Genomic DNA, 17,579 nt, shown 5'->3' with positions numbered 1-17,579 from the left:
TCAGGCCGGGTGGTGGGACGGTGTGACCTGGGCGATGAGCAGGGCGATGTCGTCGTGGCCCTGGGGTGGGGGCAGTGCGGCGAGGAGCCGTTCGCAGGTCGCTTCGAGGGGCAGACGATGGTGGGTGAGCGCGTCGAGCAGGGCGCGCAGCCGGTCGTCGATGGGCTGGTCGCGGGTTTCGACGAGGCCGTCGGTGTACAGGACGAGCCGGTCGCCGGGCGCGCAGTCGACCGTGGTCGCCTGGAAGGGGACGCCACCGACGCCCAGCGGCGCGCCGGTGGGGAGCCGCAGGAAGCGGGGAGCGCGGCCCGGGCGGTCCCAGATGGGCGGCAGGTGGCCGGCGAGGGCGATGCGGCAGTGCGTGCGGTGCGGGTCGTAGACGGCGTACACGCAGGTGGCGGTCGTCTCGTCCAGCTCGCCGGTGATGCGGTCGAGGTGGTGCAGGACATCGGCGGGGTCGAGGTCGAGGCCGGCCAAGGTCCGGGTGGCGGTCCGCAACTGGCCCATCGTCGCTGCCGCGTTGATGCCGTGTCCCATCACGTCACCGACGACCAGCGCGGTCTTGTCGCCGGCCACGGGAATGGCGTCGAACCAGTCGCCGCCGGCCTCGCCGATGGCGGCCGCGGGCTGGTAGCGGTAGGCGACGTCGAGCCCCGTGGGCTGGGGCGGCTGGCGCGGCAGGAGGTGGCGTTGGAGCGAGAGGGCGGCGTGGCGCTGCTGCTGGTACCAGCGGGCGTTGTCGATGGAGACGGCGGCCCGGGTGGCCAGTTCGAGGGCCAGGACCGCGTCGTCATGGGTGAAGGGCTGCGGGTTGCGGGCCCGTTTGAGGTCGAGAGCGCCGAGGACTTCTCCGCGCGCGATCAGCGGGACCGCCAGGTAGGAGTGCAGTCCGGCGCGGGCGAGCAGGGCGGCGGCCTCGTCGTCACGGGCTATGTTCGCCAGGTCTCCCGGCCCGACCTGGCTGATCAGAACGGGCCGGGCCGTGGTGACGCACCGGGTGACCAGGCGTTCCGCGTTGTACTTCGCGATGTGGCCCGGGGGGTCGGCCGCCTGGAGTGCGTCGGTGGGATAGGCGGACGCGACGGCCAGGGCGCGGATGGACACGGGCCCCGTCGAAGGATCCTTGGCGGCGCCGTGGCCTTCCAGGACGGAGTCGAGGAGGTCGACGGCCGCGATGTCGGCGAGGTCGGTCACCACCAGGTCCGCCAGCTCGTGGGCGGTGCGGTTCAGGTCGAGGGTGGTGCCGACGCGCACCGACGCGCGCGCGATGAGGTCGAGGCGTCTACGGGCCTCGGCCGCCTCGTTCGCCGCGTGGTACTGCTCGCTGACGTCCACGATCGACGTCGCGACGCCGAGGACCCGGCCGGCCGGGTCCTCCAGGCGGTAGTACGACACGTTCCAGGCGTGCTCGCTCGGGTCGCCCGGGGTCTGCCCGATGGCCGTCTGGTCGAGCAGCGGCACGCCCGTCTCCAGGACCCGGCGCATCGCGGCCTCGATGTGCGTGGTCTCCAGGAACGGCAGGGCGTCACGGACGGTGCGGCCCATGTGCTCGGCGGCGGGAACCCCGTTGATCCGTGCCAGCGCAGGGTTGACCAGCACGTAACGCAGCTCGGTGTCGAGCACCGCGAGCCCGATCGGCGACTGCGTCACGAGGCGTACCGAAAGGGCCAGGTCGCGCTCCACCGCGCGCAGCGTCGGCTCGTCGGTGGCGATCCCCAGCGCGTACAGGCCGCCGTGCTCGTCCTGGAGCCGCATGTTGCGGAACTCCACCATCCGCGTACGGCCGTCCTTGTGCCGGATCGGGAAGACGCCCGCCCACGTCCCGCCGCCGCTCATCACCTGGGCGAACAGGTCGAGGACCAGGGGGCGGTGCTCCTCGGCGATCATGAGATTCGCGGCGGAACGGCCGAGCGCCTCCTGCGCGTCCCAGCCGAACAGTTCATGGGCCTGCGGGCTCCACAGGGCGATCCGGCCGGCCTCGTCGAGGACGATCGCGGCGACGCCCAGCACGTCGAGGAGGCCGCCCGGTTCCGTTGTGGCGACGCGCAGGGGACCGAGCCGCTCCCCGAAGACCTCGGATGCGTTCATGGTCGGCCCTTCGTCAGCCCGCCGGGCACCTCACTGCTGTCTCTCTCGGCACCTTCACCATCTTCTCCCGGCGCGGGGAGATCGGCAGAGCAGATACGGGAAGAGGATCAGGGCGCACACGCTGAGTGACCTCGGGAGTGACCTCGGCCGTCGACCCTGCTCGATCCTGGTGGACGGGTCAGCGCGACCGGTCGGGCTGCGCCTCCCGGTCCTGCGCACGGGGCTTTCCGCGCTGCTCGTCGTGCTGGGCCAGGACCGCGAGGAGGCTGGCCACCGTCAGTCCAGCCTCGGCCGGGTGTCTCAGGGGAGTGCCCGCTTCGATGTGGTACGTGTTGGAGCGTCCGCGCCGGGTGTGGGAGAGGTATCCGGCCTCCTCCAGATCGGCGATGATCCGCTGGACGGCGCGCTCGGTGAGCCGGCAGTGCGCGGCGATGTCGCGTATGCGGGTCGAGGGGTCGTCGGCGATCGCGGCCAGCACGCGGGCGTGGTTGGTGAGGAACGTCCAGCCTGCATGCGGTTCAGGTACGGCACCCATCCCTTCAGGGTAGGACGGGGCTTTCGCGCAAACAATCAGGCGAAACACATTTCACGAATTACCTGGCACTGTTACCTGCCGCTTCGAGCTTTGGAGTCTCGGGCCACGCACTTCGGGCCCGCCGTTGTGAAGCGAATCACATGGGTGGACGGTCACGTTTGGTCGGGGCGAGGTGTCTCGATGGGCATGCGTGGACAGGTGGCCTTGGTGAACAAGTGGCCTCGGTGAACAGGTGGCCTGGGTGAACAGGGAAGAGAGGTCTGGCGTGATGCCGGGGTATTCATGCGCGTCGGTGGGGGAGGCGGGCCGTGACTGAGGATGCCTTCAGCGAGCACCGCCCGCTGCTGTTCACCATCGCCTACGAGATGCTGGGCAGCGCGGCCGACGCCGAGGACGTGCTTCAGGAGAGCTATCTGCGGTGGAGCGCGGTCGATCCGGCCGAGGTCGAGCATCCGCGCGCCTACCTGGTGCGCGTGGTGACCCGGCAGGCGCTCAACCATCTGCGTGCGGTCAAGGCGCGACGCGAGGAGTACATCGGCACCTGGCTTCCCGAGCCGATCCGTACCGGACCCGCGGTGAGCGAGGACGCGATCCTGGCCGAGTCGGTGTCGATGGCCCTGATGCTCGTGCTGGAGACGCTGAACCCGACCGAGCGCGCGGTGTTCGTGCTGCACGACGTGTTCGGCTACAGCCACGGCGAGATCGCCGCCTCGGTCGGCAAAACCGAAGTGACGGTACGTCAGATCGCCCACCGGGCACGGCAGCACGTCCAAGCGCGGCGCCGTCGCTTCGAGCCCGACTCCGAGGCCACCCGGGAGATCGTCCAGCGGTTCCTCCTCGCCACGTCGACCGGTGAGATCCAGGGGCTGATGGATCTGATGGCGCCCGACGTCGTCCAGATCGCCGACGGCGGCGGGAAGGTGACCGCCGCGCGCCGCCCGATCACCGGCAGCGAAGAGGTCGCCCGGTTCGTCCTCGGTGTGGCCCGCACCAGCATCACCCCCGACACCCGGATCGAGCACGCCACGTACAACGGCATGCCCGCGGCACGGTTCCTGACCGACGGCGAACTCGACTGGCTGGTCGCCTTCGAGATCCACGACGGACGGATCACCGGCCTGTATGCCATGCGCAACCCGGACAAGTTGCACCGGGACGACGCGGTGCGCCTGCTCGACCGAGGAGTGCGCTGACGGGGGAGACCGTGATGGTTGAGCGAGTACGGAAAGGAGGAGCGTGCCCGCGCCCACGGCCGGCGCCGCCGTCGTCCGTTCCGGCATCCGTACGGCACCCTCGCCGCCACCGTGTTCGGCCCGGCCCGCCTCCCGGCGCCCACGAGGGCGGCGGTCTGCCTCCGGGCCTGCCGCAACGACCGATCTACGGGATGACGTTGGGGCTCGGTGCGGCGTTGGGGCCCGGCGAGCACTCCAACTGCTTCTGGCTCGGGATGGCCCCGCAGATCGTCACGGACTCCGCCGGTGCGTCGTCGGTGACCGCGAGCATCTGCGTGTATGTGTCCCGGTCGGTCCGGATCGTGGCCTGGAGTTCCAGGCCGGTCCGGTCCCGGATCTTGACGACGTCCCCGACCGCGCCGTTCTCGATCCGCCCCCACACCGCATGGCAGGCGGGGCTGTACCGCAGCTCGATGTGCATGCCACGCAGCCACGTGTCGTGCGATGTGCTCGCGTCCCACTGGCAGTCCATGGCCTGCGGATCACGCCGTAGGCAGGTGTCTCCGGAACAGCGCGCGTCGACCTTCCCGCCCGCGGGCACCGGAGCCCCCTGGCCGGTCCCGGAACCCGAGGCCTGGGCGCCGGGCGTCTTGGCGGCTCCACCTGCGCCGGACGCGGTCCCCATGACCAGAACTGTGGCGACCGCACCCATGACCGCGCCCGACGCTATGTAGCCCACGGCCCCGAGTCTTCGCCGCCAGGACGACCGGCCGAGGAACCGACGCCGGGCGGGCGCCGGTTCGGATGGGCGGGGCGAGCCCTGCGGCGGCTCGGCGGTCAGGGGTTCCAGGGACTCCGAAGTCGCGGAGCCGGGCTCAGGCGCTGCGGGCCCGGGCGCCAACGCCTCATCGGCAACCGGCTCCTGGCCGGGCGGCTGCGTCTGCCCCGCCGCCCCGAGGAGATCGAGCAGCGGACGCGGGTCGGCTCTCGTGGCCGCCGCGAACTGCTCGACGGCCACCTTGGAAGGGAGCTGCTTGCCGTTCAGGAAGCGCTCCCAGGAGGAGCGGCTGTAGTGCGTCCGGTCGGCCAACTGCCCGTAGCTGAAGCCGGATGCCAACTTGATGCGGCGCAGTTCCCCGAAGAGCTGTTCCTGCGTCCCCGCCGGTGCATCGGTCCGGTCCGACACGTGGTTCCCCCGTCATCACTCGCGGCGGACGGCAACTCTCCTGGCCATCACGCGGACCACAGAGTAACCGGACCTTTCGTCCGCGGCCGTCCATGTGGGCCTCGCACATGTCGCAAGGTGGGACAGTGTGTGCATCGCCACATTTCGAGGTCGCTCGGCGTTCCGTCGAAAGGCGGCGCGGTAGTCCCCGGGGGCGCCGACCGGTCTGTCTGGCGAAACAGTCCGGACAGGCCAGGACACCGATCCGCGCTGAAACCTGCCCGGCGAGGTCCGCCGCGGAGGACCGACGGGTCCTGCGCGGCGAACCGATGGGCCCTGGGTGTCAGCCGTCGATGCGGTGCTGGGTCCAGAAGGAGCTCAGGTCCGTGGTTGTGGCGGCCTGCGCGGCCGCCTTGAACTCGGCCGTCGTCGAGACGCCGTACCAGTGCGAAGTGGCGTAATCCTTCAGCAACTTGGCCATGACGCTGTCACCGAGGACGCGCCGCAGGTCGTGCAGCGCGCACTTGCCGTAGCCGTAGACGACGGTCGAGTACCGGGAGGAATGGGCGTCCCAGTAGGCCATCGAGTTGGTGATCTTCTCGGCGGACGACGCCCACGACACGCTGTTCCAGCAGTTGGCACCGGTCTTGTTCAGCGCCAGATCGGTGGAGTAGTCGGCGAACGCCTCGTCCAGCCACGGGTTGTTGTACTCGTCGTCGCCGACGATGCCGTACCACCACTGGTGTCCGATTTCGTGGGTGAGCGCCGTGGTGGAGACCAGGTCGAGGACGAAGCCGGGGTACTCCATGCCGCCGAACCAGTAGTTGTTGTCGATCACCGCGTCCAGTTCGCCGTATGGATAGGCCCCGAAGCGGGCCGCATGTGTGTCCACGGCGGACTTGGCGGTGGCCAGCATCGACTGGGCGTCGGAGGAGCTGATGTCTGAGACCGAGTAGATGTTGATGGCGGTGCCGGCGGGCGAGGTGCCGGAGATCTTGCTGAACGGGCCGGCCGCCCAGGCGAAGTCGCGGACCTTGGACGCGGTGGCCGTGGTGACGGTGCGTCCGCTGGAGCCGGGGGTGTCGACCGAGGTGCCGGTGGCCGGGACCAGCAGGCCGGTGGGGTGGTCGAGGGTCACCTTGAAGTCGGCGGCCAGCGAGTAGAAGGACTCGCCGTTGTTGGTGTACGGGTCCAGATGCCAGCCGGCCGCGTCGCGGATGGCCAGGACGGGCAGGGCGTTGCCTATGTTGTTGAACGCCCCGTCGGCGCCGAAGCGGTCGGCGCCGTTCGGCACGGTGATGCCCAGGTCGAAGCCGATCGTGGCGCTCTGCCCCTGCGTCAGCGGCGTCGGCAGGTCGATCTTGAGTGCCGTGCAGCCGACCGAGAGGGCGCCCGCGGTTCCCCCGGTGACGTTGCTGACCGTGATCGGCATCGCCGAGCAGGTGCCGTGGTAGTTGTCCCACAGCCTCAGATACACCTCGCTGAGCGCGGTGGACGAGGCGTTGGTGAAGGTCGCACTCTCGTGCCCGGTCCAACTGTTGCCGCTCGTGTTGCTGGTCAGACTGACGTTGTACGAGGGCGCGGCAGGCGTACGGGTCGAGTCGGCGGGCGGGGTCGAGCCGCCGGAGGTGTTCAGGGCGATGTCGTCCAGGACGAAGCTCGTCTGGAGGCTGTAGTCCTCCGTGCCGGTGAAGGCGACGTTGACTGTCTGCCCTGCGAAGCCCGACACGTCGAGCGACTTCTGCACGTACCCGGTGTTCTTGTCGAGGTTCGAGTACGTCGCCAGCGTCGTACTGCCGATCTTCGCCGTCAGCTTGTCGTACGCGGTCGACGAGGTCGTCTCGTCGGTGTCGATGTGCAGCCAGAACGTGAGGGTGGCGGTGCTGCATCCCGACGGGATGGTGACGCTCTGGGAGAGCGTGTCGGTGTGTGTGCTGCCCACACCGTTCAGCCAGGCGAAGTGGGTGCCGCCGTGGGCGCTCTCACCGGTGCGGTTGGTGATCACACTCGTGGACGACTGGCTCCAGGGTGAAGTACCGCTCTCGAAACCGCCGTTGGCGACCACCTGCGTCGGCGTGCAGGCATCCGCGCGCGGCGCCTGGGCCGACGCGGGGGTGGCGGGAAGGGAGACGGCAGCCAGCGCGGCGACGGCGCATGCGGCCGCCGCGAGGGACTTGTGGGGGGTCGATCTCACACGGAACTCCTTTGAGACGGCCGGGATTCCGGCCTGCTCGATGGCCGTCCGGACCGGCTTGGGTGCGCCGGAGGACGACCGCGGACTGTGCGCGGCACGTGCACGATCACTGAGGTGAGACTTGTGCTGCTGCCTTCCTGGGGTCAGGGCGACAACTGGGGGGAAGCTTGGCAGGTCTGATCAGGGCATGCCAAGAGAAGTGCTGGAGGTGTTTATGGCCAGTCACGGACCATCATTTCCATGCGCCACCCGCGTGGTGCGGGCACTCGCGCACCGCGGGACGCAGAGGCGGCTCAGCCGGACCTCGACCCGGAGTCCCCGCTCCCTTGCCGGGGTGGGGCGGCGGTCTCGGCGACCGCGGCGGACAGGTGCTTGCGTACGGGTTCGGGCAGCGGCGTACCCCTCGTGGAGACCACCACCTGCTCGGCCAGGCAGCGCAGTTTGGTGTTGGTGTGCTGGGAGGTGGCGACGAGCACCCTCCAGGCGTCGTCCGGAGTGAGGGCGAAGGCGGCCATGAGGATGCCGCGGGCCAGATCGATGGTCCCCCGGCTCTCCATCGCCCGTCGCAGCTGTCCGAGTTCGAGGCGGAGATCCGCGTCGGGGTCCCGCTCCAGGTCCCGATCGGCCGATGGTGGCGGGGAAGCGCCGGGGGATGAGGCGTCGCCGAGTTCCGGGGCCGGGGCAGGTTGGTCCACAGGGCCCAGAGTCCGCTGCCTGATGCGCAGCAGGATGTTGACGGCGGAGCAGTCGCAGAACTCGACGCCGCTGAGGTCCAGTTGGACGCGGCCGTCCGCCCCGGAGGGGTCCGAGCGCAGAGCCTGTAGCAGTTGTTGGTCCGTGGCGAGGTCGAGCTCGCCGCACACGTGGACAACGGTTCCGTCGCTGTCGGGGCGGCTGAAGACCGTCAGCCCGGACAGCCGATGCGTGCTGGTCGAGCCGGCCAGCCTCGTACACGTGCCGACCTGCCCGGACCCGGACTGTTCACAGTGCGGCATGGCCATCTCCCCTGCGCGCTCCAGCAGTTCCTCCCTGACCAGATTTGCGCTCAAGGGCAACACACGTCAAGAGATACATGAAGCCAAATTCGGGTATTACACAACATGAACCGGCGGGCCTACGATTGGTTCATGGATGGAGTGCCGGAACCGCACACGGGATGGACGTTCATCACCAACCACGCGCGTGTGCTCGCGACCGTCGCCGAGGACCGCAACGCGCGGATCCGGGATATCGCCGCCCGTTGCAGACTCACGGAGCGGGCCGTCCAGAAGATCATTTCCGACCTTGAGCGGAGCGGCTTCCTCTCCCACGCCCGTGAGGGACGCGGCAACACCTACCGGATCGAGCCGGGAAAGGTCCTGCGCCACCCCGCCGAGGCCGAGATGGGCCTCACCGTGGCCTCCCTGCTCGGCCTCCTGGCCCAGGACGAGGCCCACCGCGCCGCGCCGTCCGGCAGCGGCGCGCACCCCGACCGCGACCACCCCTGACGGTGTGACCTACGGGTCGATTCAAGCCGTATCGCATCGGTGACGCGACTCCGCATGGTGCAGGGGGCGACGCGGATCCGTCGCCAACTCTCCCTGTTGCCCTGCCACTTGACCAATCGCGAACCGGGGGACGCGTACCGCGGCTGGTTCTCGCGGGCGACGCTGGCCGGTTGCGAGCTGTTCGTGGGCGTCGTGCGTCGAGAGGATGCTCCCCTGCTGGGTGGGGCGACCAAGAGGGGCGGGGAGCGCATGAGTCTACGACGAAGAACCGTGAGGCACAGGAGAGTTGGGGCGCTGATGCGGGGCGTGGTCGCGGTGGCGATCGCGTGCGCCGGAGCAGCCGCGGCACCGGCGGTGGCGCAGGCGGCACCTGTCGCTTCGGCTACGGCAACGGCAACCGCGACCACGTCCGCATGCGGTACGGATCCCGGGGCCAAGGGCCTGGCGAGCTCGCCGGTCTCCGACAGCCTGGTGTCCGTGGACCGCGCGGACGGCCGGATCGCGCAGTTCCAGCTGTTCTACGACACCACGGCGACCAGGGGCCTGCCCTTCGTCTGGCACCGGGAACAGGACATGCCGGGCGGCGCGTACGGCGCCTGGCAGCGCGTGAGCGCGGCGACCGTGGGCCCGAAGAGCTACTACATCACGGCGATGGAGAACTCGGCGGGCGACCTGGAGCTGCTGTTCTCCACCTACGGCACCTTCTGCCACGCCGTGGAGAACGACAGCGCCGTCGGCTGGAGCAGCCCGGACGCGTTCGGGCTCGCCCCGACCCCGTACCACGGCGGAGTCGTCCTGTTCAAAGAGCGTGACGGCAGCATCGACGCCTTCGCCTCCGGGTCGAGCACCGGCAGCACGATGCAGGTGCGCCACCAGCAGAACGCCGAATCCGGCTGGGGTCCGGTGCTGTCCATGGGCCTGGTCCCTGGCCAGGACGTGGGGCTGAGCCAGCCGAGCACGGTGGAGCAACTGCCGGACGGAAGGCTCCACTTGACGGTGCGAGAGTGGAACCGCGACCGCATGTGGGAGATCTACCAGTCGCTTCCCGGCGGAGGCTGGGGCCCGTGGCAGCTGATGTCTCCGACCGCGACGGCGACAGCGGCATCAGCCGCGCCGGCCGCCACCGCCGGTCCGCAGCTGAACGTGAACCGCACCACCGGCCTCCGGGACGGCGACATCGTCAAGTTCACCATCGCGGGCGGGCCGCCCAAGGACCGCGTCTGGGTCAAGATGTGCGGCCCCTCGGCGTCCACGACCACCTGTGACGACGACACGGGCCGCCAGTTCCGCGTGTACCCGGACGGCACCTACCAGCTCTCCCCGAAGAAGTTGTACGCCCAACTGAGCACCACGGCTGGGAAGTTCGACTGCCGCATGGTCGCGTCGAGCAACCCGTGCTCGCTCGCCCTCACCGACAACACCGGGGCGCTGCTCACCACCGTGCCCCTGAGGTTCGCCCCGCACGGGCCCCTGGAGGCACCGCCCACGTTGCAGGTGGACCCCGACTCGGGGCTGGTGGACGGCCAGGCGGTGCGGGCGACGGGCAAGCGCTACGAACCCCAGTACCACGTGCTGATCATGGAGTGCGCCACCGGCGCCACCGACACCTTCGGCTGCCGCCCCCGCTCCAGGCCGCCGGCCACCAGCGACAGCGGCCGGGTGGACGAGACGGTCACCTTGTCGGCGACGTTCACCGCCATCGACGGCCGTACCATCGACTGCCGCGCCCCGGGCGCGTGCGAGCTGGTGGTCTTCGGCACGCGGGTCCGCGGCCCGGAAACGGTCCGCCACCCACTCGGCTTCGTACCGGCGCCCACGTCGGGAGGGTGAGCACGGTTCAGACACAGGCTCTCAGGTCGCTTTCCGCCTCTGAGGGCGGGAGCGGGTACCGACGAAAGGGCGGCGACCGTGGCCGGACCGAGGGCGAAGGCTCAGCTCTGGTCCAGGTCGCCCGCGCCTACCGCGCACTCCCGGCGGGCTCGCTCTCACGCTGACAGCGGTGTCGGGCTCGGCCGATGCGGCTACTCCTTCGCTTCGCCGAGACCCGTGCCGGTCAGTCGTAGTGCCTCGTCCAGGAGCGTGTCGACGATCCTCGACTCCGGTACGGTGCGCACGACTTGGCCCCGGACGAAGATCTGTCCCTTCCCGTTGCCGCACGAGACCCCGAGGTCGGCTTCGCGGGATTCGCCGGGGCCGTTGACGACGCAGCCCATGACGGCGACGCGCAACGGGTGCGGGAAGCCGTCAAAGGCCGCCGCCACCCGTCGCGCGAGCGTATGGAGGTCGACCTGGAGGCGCCCGCACCCCGGGCAGGACACGATCTCCAGGCTGCGCGGCCGCAGGCCCAGGCAGGCCAGGATGTGAATACCGGCCTTGACCTGCTCGACCGGGTCGTCACTGATCGAGACGCGAAGGGTGTCTCCGATCCCCTCGCTCAGCAGGATCGCGAAGGCGACGGCCGACTTGATCGAGCCCTGCAACGCCGGGCCCGCTTCGGTGACGCCGAGGTGGAGGGGGTAGTCGCAGCGTGCGGCGAGCAGACGGTTGGCGGCCACCACGACCAGCGGGTCGTGATGCTTGACCGCGATCTTCAGATCCCGGAAGCCGTGCTCCTCGAACAGCGAGCACTCCCACAACGCCGACTCCACCAGCGCCTCGGGGGTGGCGCCTCCGTACTTTGCGAGCATCCGCCCGTCCAGGCTCCCGGCATTCACACCGATCCGGATGGGCACCCCGGCCGCCGCCGCGGCCCGCGCGATCTCGCCCACGCGGTCGTCGAACCGCTTGATGTTCCCCGGGTTCACCCGCACCCCGGCACACCCCGCGTCGAGGGCGGCGAACACGTACCGGGGCTGGAAGTGGATGTCGGCGACCACCGGGATGCGGGATTTCGCCACGACGGTGGGGAGGGCGGCGGCGTCGTCCTGGGACGGCACGGCCACCCGCACGATGTCGCACCCGGCCGCGGTGATGGCGGCGATCTGCCGCAACGTGCCCTCGACATCCGCGGTGTTGGTGGTGGTCATCGTCTGCACACTGACCGGCGCGCCGCCACCCACGAGGACTTCGCCGACCCTGACCTGCCGCGTTCGGCGGCGCACCGGCACCTTCGGGCCGTCGGGAAGGCGGGCGGACAACGGGTCGGGAAGGCGGCCGGGCAACGGGGAGGACGGGGAAGGAGTGGTCGGGGACATGACGCACCTCGTCTCCCCTGTGCCGGGCTGTGCCGTGCCGGACTTGGACGTGCCTCGCGCGCGCAGGATTCACGATCAGTCAACCCGCTCCTGCCCGGTGCGACAACACCCCCAGGACGGCGCACGGAGTCGGGCCGATGCAAGCCCGCCGGGCGGCGCGCGACAGCGCCCGGCCATGCCCACAACAGCGCTGTGAGTACCTGTGTGCCGGGCGTACGGAGCTGATGGGCCCGCAGTGCTGCGGGCGAGCCCGTGGGTCAACACCCTTGGTCCGACGGGTCTTCGTCAGCCCAGCGCCGCCTCCCGGTACGGCCGGAAGAAGGCGCGCAGTTCCTCGGCGTACAGCTCGGGCTCCTCGAACGGCGCGAAATGGCCGCCGCGTACCGGCTCGGTCACGTACGCGACGTTCGCCGTCCGTTCGAGCCAAGCCCGCGGCGGCCGGACGACGTCGCCGGCGAAGAGCGAGAAGCCGGAGGGCACTTCGACGCGCCGGGCGTGCTGCGCGGGTGGGATCGCGGCGTTCGCGCGGTACATGCGCATCGACGAACCGATCGTCTCCGTGAGCCAGTAGAGCGTGACGTTCGTGAGGATCTCGTCCTTGGTGAAGCTGCGCTCCACGTCGCCGTCGCAGTCGCTCCATGCCCTCAGCTTCTCGACGATCCACGCGGCGAGCCCGGCCGGCGAGTCGGTGAGTCCGAAGGCGGCGGTCTGCGGCTTCGTACGGTGCATGGCGGCGTACGCGCCCTCGGCGCCGCCCCAGGCCACGGCCTCTTCCAGCCAGGCGCGCTCCTCTGGCGCGAGCTCCGCCGGGTCGCCGGAGAAGACGGGCAGGCCCGCGTCGGTGCGGTGGACGGCCACGACCCGGTCCGGGTGGTCGAGAGCGAGATAGCGGCTGACGTGACTGCCGACGTCCCCGCCCGCCGCGCCGAACCGCTCGTAGCCCAGGACGCCCATGAGCTCGGCCCACAGCCCGGCGACGGCGATGGAGTCCAGAGGCGGGCCGGTGGGCCGGTCGGAGTATCCGTATCCCGGCATGTCGGGCACGACCACGTCGAACGCGTCGGCGGGATCGCCGCCGTGTGCGGCGGGGGCGGTGAGGAGCGGGATGACCTTCGAGTAGCGCCAGAACGAGTCCGGCCAGCCGTGGCTGAGAACCAGCGGTATTACGGGCCCGGTAGGCGCGACGGCCCGGGCGTGCACGAAGTGGATCCCGAGCCCGTCGAGCGGCACGCGGAAGTGCGGGAGCCGGGCGAGCGCGGCCTCCCGCGCCGGCCAGTCGAACCCGTCCACCCAGTACGCGACGAGTTCTCGCAGATAGTCGAGATCGGCCCCGAGTGCCCAACCCGCGTCCTCGGGCGCGTCCGGCCAGCGCGTCGCGCGTAGCCGCGCGCGGAGATCCGCGAGCGCCGCGGGGGTGGTCTGCGGGATGAACGACTCGGGGCGGGGCAGGGCGGCATCAGGCATGGGGCGCACCCTATCGACCGGCGTACGGCTGCTCCGCGAACGACTCGTTCCGGGCGGCGGCTTGGGCCTTCCGCGCCGAGTGGACGGTCCACAGGGCGAGCGGCCCGTAGACCCCGATCATCAGGATTTGCGACACGGTGGCCGCGGGCCCGATCGGCAGCAGGTACACGGCCGCGATCCGCAGCCCGGCGTCGACGAGGAGCGAGATCCCCCAGACCAGGGAGACGCGGAACCAACGGGCCCGCATGGTCGCGGAGTTCGCGGAGCTTCGGAACTCGTCGTGCTGCGCGGAACCGGCCGAGCGGGCGAATCGCAGGGCCGCGTAGTAGGCGAGCGGGCGGCCGATGAGACAGCTGCCGACGAAGACGAGCCCCGCGGTGAAGGACCCTGCCGCGTCCTTGGCGAGGACGAACCGGGCGTCGCCCGTGGTGAAGCTCAGCGCGAGCCCGGCTCCGAACAGGGCGAGCAGGAACAGAGCGAACGGATCGAGCCTGCGCTGACGTAAGGCCACCCAGACGGTGCGCAGCCCGGCGACAACGGTGGCCAGGAGCAGGGCGAGGTAGTTGCTCGCGCCGAACAGTCCGGAGACGAAGTAGGTGATCACCGAGAGGCCGATGTCGTAGAAGAGGGTGGAGATCATCGCCCGCATGGAAGGGTCGAGCGGCCTGCGGGGTCGCGCGGCAGGGGAGTTGGTGGTCGGATCGGAAGAGGTCGGTTGCATGTCGACTCCAGTTGGTCGAGTGGGTGAAATCGGTTTGAGAGCGTTCCCGGATTCGTGGATGAAGTGGACGAATTCCGGAACGCATCCGTGGGTTGCTTCGGTGAATCGAATTCACTGAGAGGGGGTGTGGAATGCGTTCCATGACGTTCGTCCGGGAATGCGTTTGTCTCGATCGCAACCGACATTAACTTGCACGTGCTGAAAGCGTCTTGGGCCGCTGGGTGCATATTCGGGTGCTCGTCTGCACCGCTGGGTGGAGATGGGTGGAGCCGGAAGATACGGCGCTCGTCTCAGGGCAATGGTCTCGGTCGGCGGCAATTTTTCATGGCGCCGAACGGTGCCGGGGGAGGCCAGGGCAAACGAGCGGGCGACCGAAACCCGCGCGGTAGGAGGGTGAACAAGCAGGCGGGATGCCTGAAGTGCGAGGTAACTGGGCTGTTATCGCGTTGCGGGGCGAGGGACATGACCATAAGGTCGCCGACATGTCTCTCCATGCCCGTATGCGTCAAGCCCTGCCCGATGCGATGCGCGCCCGCGACAAGGTGGCCGTGCGCGCGCTGCGCGCGACACTCGCGGCGCTGGACAACGCGGAGGCGGTGTCGGTCGGTGCGGCCGAACTGCGCGGTGTGGCCCTCGAAGCATCACCGGTCGGGGCGGGCGCCACCGAGGCGGTGCGGCGCGAGCTGAGCGAGGACGAGATGGCGGACATCGTGCGTGCCGAGATCACCGAACGGCTGGACGCCGCAGAGAAGTTGACCACCCCCGCGCATGCCGACCGGGCCGCACAACTCCACGAGGAAGTCGTCGTGCTGCGGCGCTTCCTCGACGCTCCGAGTGCTGAGTAGTCCCATGCGGTGGCGATCGTGCTGCTGATCGGCTGCTTCGCCGTCTCCCGACTGTCACGCTCCAGGGGCCGGCACGGCGCATGACCCCCCGATCGCCGAGCGGCTCCACGTGTCGCAGAGCGCCGTCGAAAAGCACAGCAACGCGATCTTCGACAAGTTGGACCTACCGCAGGCAGCAGGCTACAGCCGTCGCGTGCTCGCGGTGCTGCGCTATCTGAAGTCTTGAGGTCATGTGCCGGGGTGGTGCCTGCTGCCCGTCGGTCTTTTCGCGGTGATGGACGGCGTCGAAGCCTCCCTCAGTGAACGTGAAGAGGAGCCCAGCCTTCACCGCTCCGGGTTCGGTGACTGCCAAGTCGCCATCTGCGCCCGGAACTTGGGGCACTTCACGATGTCTTCCTCACTGCACTGAAGGGCATGGGTCAGGAGCTGGTGGGCGTGGTCCAGGTCGATCATGCGTTGCTCGATCTCGACGACCTTGGCACGCATCATCGCCTGTCTGCGCGGCTGGTCCTGCTGGAGTTCGCTGATCTCCACGAGGGTCAGACCGGCCTGCTGGCACTTGCGCAGCACCTTGATCCGCTCGGCGTCCTCCGGAACGTAGCGCCGCTGGCCTCCCTGCCGTTCGGGCGTGGGCAGCAGGCCGTGGCGTTCCCAGTACCGGATCGCCGAAGCCGGAACGCCGGTCGTCTCGGAGAGTTGGCCGATCGTCATCCGCATGTCGCACTCCTCGTCCCGGCGCCCCGATTCCCCTCTTGACTTAAACCTTAGTTCAAGTTGAAGAGTGGTCCGCACATGGACAGCGGCGAAAATCAGCGGCCGCTGCGGCAGAGCAGACCTGGGAGATGCCTCATGGCTATGACTGGCACGGACGTGGTGAAGGGCGAGCGGGCTCAGCAGTTGGTCGACGCCGCCGAGGGGCTTTTCGCCGCGGGGGTGATGTCCCACTCCGGGCACGCCAACCTGAGCGCACGGCTCGACGGGGAGCGGCTTCTGCTGACGCCGGGGTTCGTCCGCGGACTGCGGCCCGAACAGCTCGCGACCGTCGGTTTCGACGGGCAGGTCCTCGAAGGCGAGCTGCAGTCCGTGAGCGCCGAGATCATCGCCATGCACAGCACCGTCTACAAGGCCCGCCCACACGTGGGCGCGATCATCCACACCCACTCGCCGTCCGCGACCGCCTTCGCCGTGGCCAACCGGCCGTTGCCGTGCCGGACCGAGCCGATGCTGCGGTTCGGGCAGGCCGAGGACGTGCCGGTCGTTCCGTGGGGGCCGCGCGGGTCGGACGTATCGGTGCGCGGCATGGCCGAGGTTCTGGAGCGGCGTCCGACGACGGCCGCCGTCCTGCTGGCCAACCACGGCCTGCTGGTGTTCGGCCCGGATTCGGCCGCCACCGCCCACCTCGTGGTGGCGATCGAGGAGAGCGCCGAGGCGGAGATCGCGGCGGCGGCGATCGGGGGTGCCGTGGACTTTCCCCCGGGCGCTCAGGAGGCCGTACGCGCCTCGATCGCGCGGGCCTCGTCATGACGGACGACACCTTCGCCCACCGGGTGGAAGCCGTTCGGGACCGCTACCGCACCACGCTCGGAACCGTTCCGAACGGTGTGCGGCAGCGACTGCGCCTGGCTCAGGACTTCGACCGCCTCCCCACCGAAGAGGCCATCGCGGCACTGCGGCACATTGTGCTGACCGACAGCCCGCTGGGGGCGCGGGTGCAGCAGCTCGTCCACTTCGGACAACTGCTCGCGCTCGGCCACGCACACCCCGCCCGGATCCATGCCCAGGGCGCCCTCCACGCCGGAGCCCGCGTCCCCGAGCTCATCGGGGTCGCCGAGACCGCGCTGATCACGGCGGGCGTGCCGGCCTACGCACTCGGTACCGGGATCATCGCCGAACTGCTGTCGACCGAAAGCCCGGGGGAAGTCTGACGGTCAACTCGTCGACGCCGCCGGAGCCCAGGCGAGAGGGGCCCCGGCCGGCCTCCGCGGGCCCGTCGGCCGGCCCGGGCCCACGCACCCCACCCGGTCAGGCGACCAGACGCAGCCAGGCCGCCGTGAGTGCGGCGTGGCCGGCCGGCGACGGATGTACGCCGTCCGCGGACCAATGCCCCCGCTCGGTCGTCGCCGCCAGCTCGGCGAACATGCCGTCGGCGGCCAGCAGATGCGCCCCCGTAGGTGCGGGCGAGTTCGCGTACGACCCGGATCTTCGGGTCCAGGTCCGTACGCCACTCCTTGCGCTCCTTGTCGCCGACGAGTGCGGCTCCGGCCTCGATGACGCCGTCGATAGGGAGGAGGAACGGCTCGACGAGGACGAGCTGGGTGCCAACCTCGGCGAGCGGGGCGAGCAGCCGCTCATAGCCCGCCGCGAACTCCTCGGCCGTGATCACGTAGCCATGGGGATCCAGCGTGTGCCAGCCCATGTCGTTCACGCCGACGAGGATCGACACGACGTCGGGGCGTACGTCGAGCACGTCCGTCTGCCAGCGTGCTTCGAGGTCACTCACCTTGTGGCCGCCGATCCCGGTGTTCAGCCAGGTCACGGGGCGGTCCGGGTGGCGGAGTCCCCACTGGCCCGCGATGTGCAGCGGATAGCCGAACCCGAGACCGTCCTCGCTCTCCCGGCGTCGGCAGTCGGTGATCGAGTCGCCGGTGAACATGACGGTGCTGCCCGGCCGCAGGGTGATGGTCATGCGTGCTCCCTCAGGGTGGTCACGGAAA

At 70.0% G+C, this 17,579-nt stretch carries 16 protein-coding genes and 1 pseudogene; 7 read left to right on the top strand and 10 right to left on the bottom strand.

All coding sequences use genetic code 11. From position 1 onward, the window contains the following. Window positions 1-2,088, bottom strand: a complete 2,088-nt coding sequence (locus ACWC2B_RS08245) for a SpoIIE family protein phosphatase (protein WP_450715650.1) — start codon at window positions 2,086-2,088, stop codon at window positions 1-3. 178 nt (window positions 2,089-2,266) lie between these two features. Continuing rightward, on the bottom strand, window positions 2,267-2,623 hold the full coding sequence (locus tag ACWC2B_RS08240; protein ID WP_450715649.1) for a helix-turn-helix transcriptional regulator: 357 nt from the start codon (window positions 2,621-2,623) through the stop codon (window positions 2,267-2,269). 308 nt (window positions 2,624-2,931) lie between these two features. Between ACWC2B_RS08240 and ACWC2B_RS08235 the strand changes: the two genes are divergently transcribed. Continuing rightward, window positions 2,932-3,816, top strand: a complete 885-nt coding sequence (locus ACWC2B_RS08235; protein WP_450715648.1) for an RNA polymerase sigma-70 factor — start codon at window positions 2,932-2,934, stop codon at window positions 3,814-3,816. Between the two features lie 184 nt (window positions 3,817-4,000). Here ACWC2B_RS08235 and ACWC2B_RS08230 read toward each other — a convergent pair whose 3' ends face one another. The 3 genes from ACWC2B_RS08230 to ACWC2B_RS08220 all read right to left on the bottom strand — a co-directional run bounded on the left by ACWC2B_RS08230 (window position 4,001) and on the right by ACWC2B_RS08220 (window position 8,149). Beyond that, window positions 4,001-4,981, bottom strand: a complete 981-nt coding sequence (locus ACWC2B_RS08230) for a helix-turn-helix domain-containing protein (protein ID WP_450715647.1) — start codon at window positions 4,979-4,981, stop codon at window positions 4,001-4,003. A 322-nt stretch (window positions 4,982-5,303) separates the two neighbouring features. Continuing rightward, window positions 5,304-7,154, bottom strand: coding sequence for a M1 family aminopeptidase (locus ACWC2B_RS08225; protein ID WP_450715646.1), 1,851 nt, complete (start codon window positions 7,152-7,154; stop codon window positions 5,304-5,306). Window positions 7,155-7,447: 293 nt separating this feature from the next. Further along, the gene (locus ACWC2B_RS08220) at window positions 7,448-8,149 is read right to left on the bottom strand and encodes an ANTAR domain-containing protein (RefSeq protein ID WP_450715645.1); all 702 of its coding nucleotides are present in this window, start codon (window positions 8,147-8,149) and stop codon (window positions 7,448-7,450) included. A gap of 132 nt (window positions 8,150-8,281) precedes the next feature. Here ACWC2B_RS08220 and ACWC2B_RS08215 point away from each other — a divergent pair, with 132 nt between their 5' ends. Both ACWC2B_RS08215 and ACWC2B_RS08210 read left to right on the top strand, forming a co-directional pair. Beyond that, window positions 8,282-8,641, top strand: a complete 360-nt coding sequence (locus tag ACWC2B_RS08215) for a MarR family transcriptional regulator (RefSeq protein WP_450715644.1) — start codon at window positions 8,282-8,284, stop codon at window positions 8,639-8,641. Between the two features lie 477 nt (window positions 8,642-9,118). Continuing rightward, complete coding sequence (locus ACWC2B_RS08210) at window positions 9,119-10,471, top strand: neocarzinostatin apoprotein domain-containing protein (RefSeq protein ID WP_450715643.1); 1,353 nt, start codon at window positions 9,119-9,121, stop codon at window positions 10,469-10,471. A gap of 191 nt (window positions 10,472-10,662) precedes the next feature. Here ACWC2B_RS08210 and ispG read toward each other — a convergent pair whose 3' ends face one another. The 3 genes from ispG to ACWC2B_RS08195 all read right to left on the bottom strand — a co-directional run bounded on the left by ispG (window position 10,663) and on the right by ACWC2B_RS08195 (window position 14,020). Further along, window positions 10,663-11,835: a flavodoxin-dependent (E)-4-hydroxy-3-methylbut-2-enyl-diphosphate synthase gene (gene ispG / locus ACWC2B_RS08205; protein WP_450715642.1), complete on the bottom strand. Its 1,173-nt coding sequence runs from the start codon at window positions 11,833-11,835 to the stop codon at window positions 10,663-10,665. Window positions 11,836-12,120: 285 nt separating this feature from the next. Next, window positions 12,121-13,299, bottom strand: a complete 1,179-nt coding sequence (locus ACWC2B_RS08200) for an epoxide hydrolase family protein (RefSeq protein WP_450715641.1) — start codon at window positions 13,297-13,299, stop codon at window positions 12,121-12,123. Window positions 13,300-13,309: 10 nt separating this feature from the next. Then, entirely contained in the window at window positions 13,310-14,020 is a 711-nt protein-coding gene (locus ACWC2B_RS08195) for a VC0807 family protein (RefSeq protein WP_450715640.1), read from the bottom strand. Window positions 14,021-14,544: 524 nt separating this feature from the next. Here ACWC2B_RS08195 and ACWC2B_RS08190 point away from each other — a divergent pair. Continuing rightward, on the top strand, window positions 14,545-14,865 hold the full coding sequence (locus tag ACWC2B_RS08190) for a hypothetical protein (RefSeq protein WP_450715885.1): 321 nt from the start codon (window positions 14,545-14,547) through the stop codon (window positions 14,863-14,865). A 91-nt stretch (window positions 14,866-14,956) separates the two neighbouring features. Then, window positions 14,957-15,091: pseudogene (locus ACWC2B_RS08185) on the top strand (DNA-binding response regulator); the annotation flags it as partial. A 98-nt stretch (window positions 15,092-15,189) separates the two neighbouring features. Here the strand turns inward: ACWC2B_RS08185 and ACWC2B_RS08180 are convergent. Further along, the gene (locus ACWC2B_RS08180) at window positions 15,190-15,582 is read right to left on the bottom strand and encodes a MerR family transcriptional regulator (protein WP_450715639.1); all 393 of its coding nucleotides are present in this window, start codon (window positions 15,580-15,582) and stop codon (window positions 15,190-15,192) included. A 132-nt stretch (window positions 15,583-15,714) separates the two neighbouring features. Here ACWC2B_RS08180 and ACWC2B_RS08175 point away from each other — a divergent pair, with 132 nt between their 5' ends. Both ACWC2B_RS08175 and ACWC2B_RS08170 read left to right on the top strand, forming a co-directional pair. Then, window positions 15,715-16,389 carry a class II aldolase/adducin family protein gene (locus ACWC2B_RS08175; RefSeq protein WP_450715638.1) on the top strand — a complete coding sequence of 225 codons (675 nt, stop codon included), beginning with the start codon at window positions 15,715-15,717 and terminating at the stop codon, window positions 16,387-16,389. Next, window positions 16,386-16,790, top strand: coding sequence for a carboxymuconolactone decarboxylase family protein (locus ACWC2B_RS08170; RefSeq protein WP_450715637.1), 405 nt, complete (start codon window positions 16,386-16,388; stop codon window positions 16,788-16,790). Before ACWC2B_RS08175 ends, ACWC2B_RS08170 begins: the two co-directional genes overlap by 4 nt. Here the strand turns inward: ACWC2B_RS08170 and ACWC2B_RS08165 are convergent. Next, window positions 16,727-17,551, bottom strand: a complete 825-nt coding sequence (locus tag ACWC2B_RS08165; protein WP_450715636.1) for a GDSL-type esterase/lipase family protein — start codon at window positions 17,549-17,551, stop codon at window positions 16,727-16,729. The two genes, ACWC2B_RS08170 and ACWC2B_RS08165, sit on opposite strands and share 64 nt — an antisense overlap. Window positions 17,552-17,579 lie beyond the last annotated feature (28 nt).

The sequence above is a fragment of the Streptomyces sp. NPDC001415 genome (genome assembly GCF_053597395.1).
This window is presented reverse-complemented; position numbering and strand designations above follow the sequence as displayed.

Bases quoted from the DNA above. Each gene is read 5' to 3' on its own strand.
- ACWC2B_RS08245 (WP_450715650.1), bottom strand. From the start codon at position 2,088: ATGAACGCATCCGAGGTCTTCGGGGAGCGGCTCGGTCCCCTGCGCGTC.
- ACWC2B_RS08240 (WP_450715649.1), bottom strand. From the start codon at position 2,623: ATGGGTGCCGTACCTGAACCGCATGCAGGCTGGACGTTCCTCACCAAC.
- ACWC2B_RS08220 (WP_450715645.1), bottom strand. From the start codon at position 8,149: ATGCCGCACTGTGAACAGTCCGGGTCCGGGCAGGTCGGCACGTGTACG.
- ACWC2B_RS08215 (WP_450715644.1), top strand. From the start codon at position 8,282: ATGGATGGAGTGCCGGAACCGCACACGGGATGGACGTTCATCACCAAC.
- ispG (WP_450715642.1), bottom strand. From the start codon at position 11,835: ATGTCCCCGACCACTCCTTCCCCGTCCTCCCCGTTGCCCGGCCGCCTT.
- ACWC2B_RS08200 (WP_450715641.1), bottom strand. From the start codon at position 13,299: ATGCCTGATGCCGCCCTGCCCCGCCCCGAGTCGTTCATCCCGCAGACC.
- ACWC2B_RS08195 (WP_450715640.1), bottom strand. From the start codon at position 14,020: ATGCAACCGACCTCTTCCGATCCGACCACCAACTCCCCTGCCGCGCGA.
- ACWC2B_RS08190 (WP_450715885.1), top strand. From the start codon at position 14,545: ATGCGCGCCCGCGACAAGGTGGCCGTGCGCGCGCTGCGCGCGACACTC.
- ACWC2B_RS08180 (WP_450715639.1), bottom strand. From the start codon at position 15,582: ATGCGGATGACGATCGGCCAACTCTCCGAGACGACCGGCGTTCCGGCT.
- ACWC2B_RS08175 (WP_450715638.1), top strand. From the start codon at position 15,715: ATGGCTATGACTGGCACGGACGTGGTGAAGGGCGAGCGGGCTCAGCAG.
- ACWC2B_RS08170 (WP_450715637.1), top strand. From the start codon at position 16,386: ATGACGGACGACACCTTCGCCCACCGGGTGGAAGCCGTTCGGGACCGC.
- ACWC2B_RS08165 (WP_450715636.1), bottom strand. From the start codon at position 17,551: ATGACCATCACCCTGCGGCCGGGCAGCACCGTCATGTTCACCGGCGAC.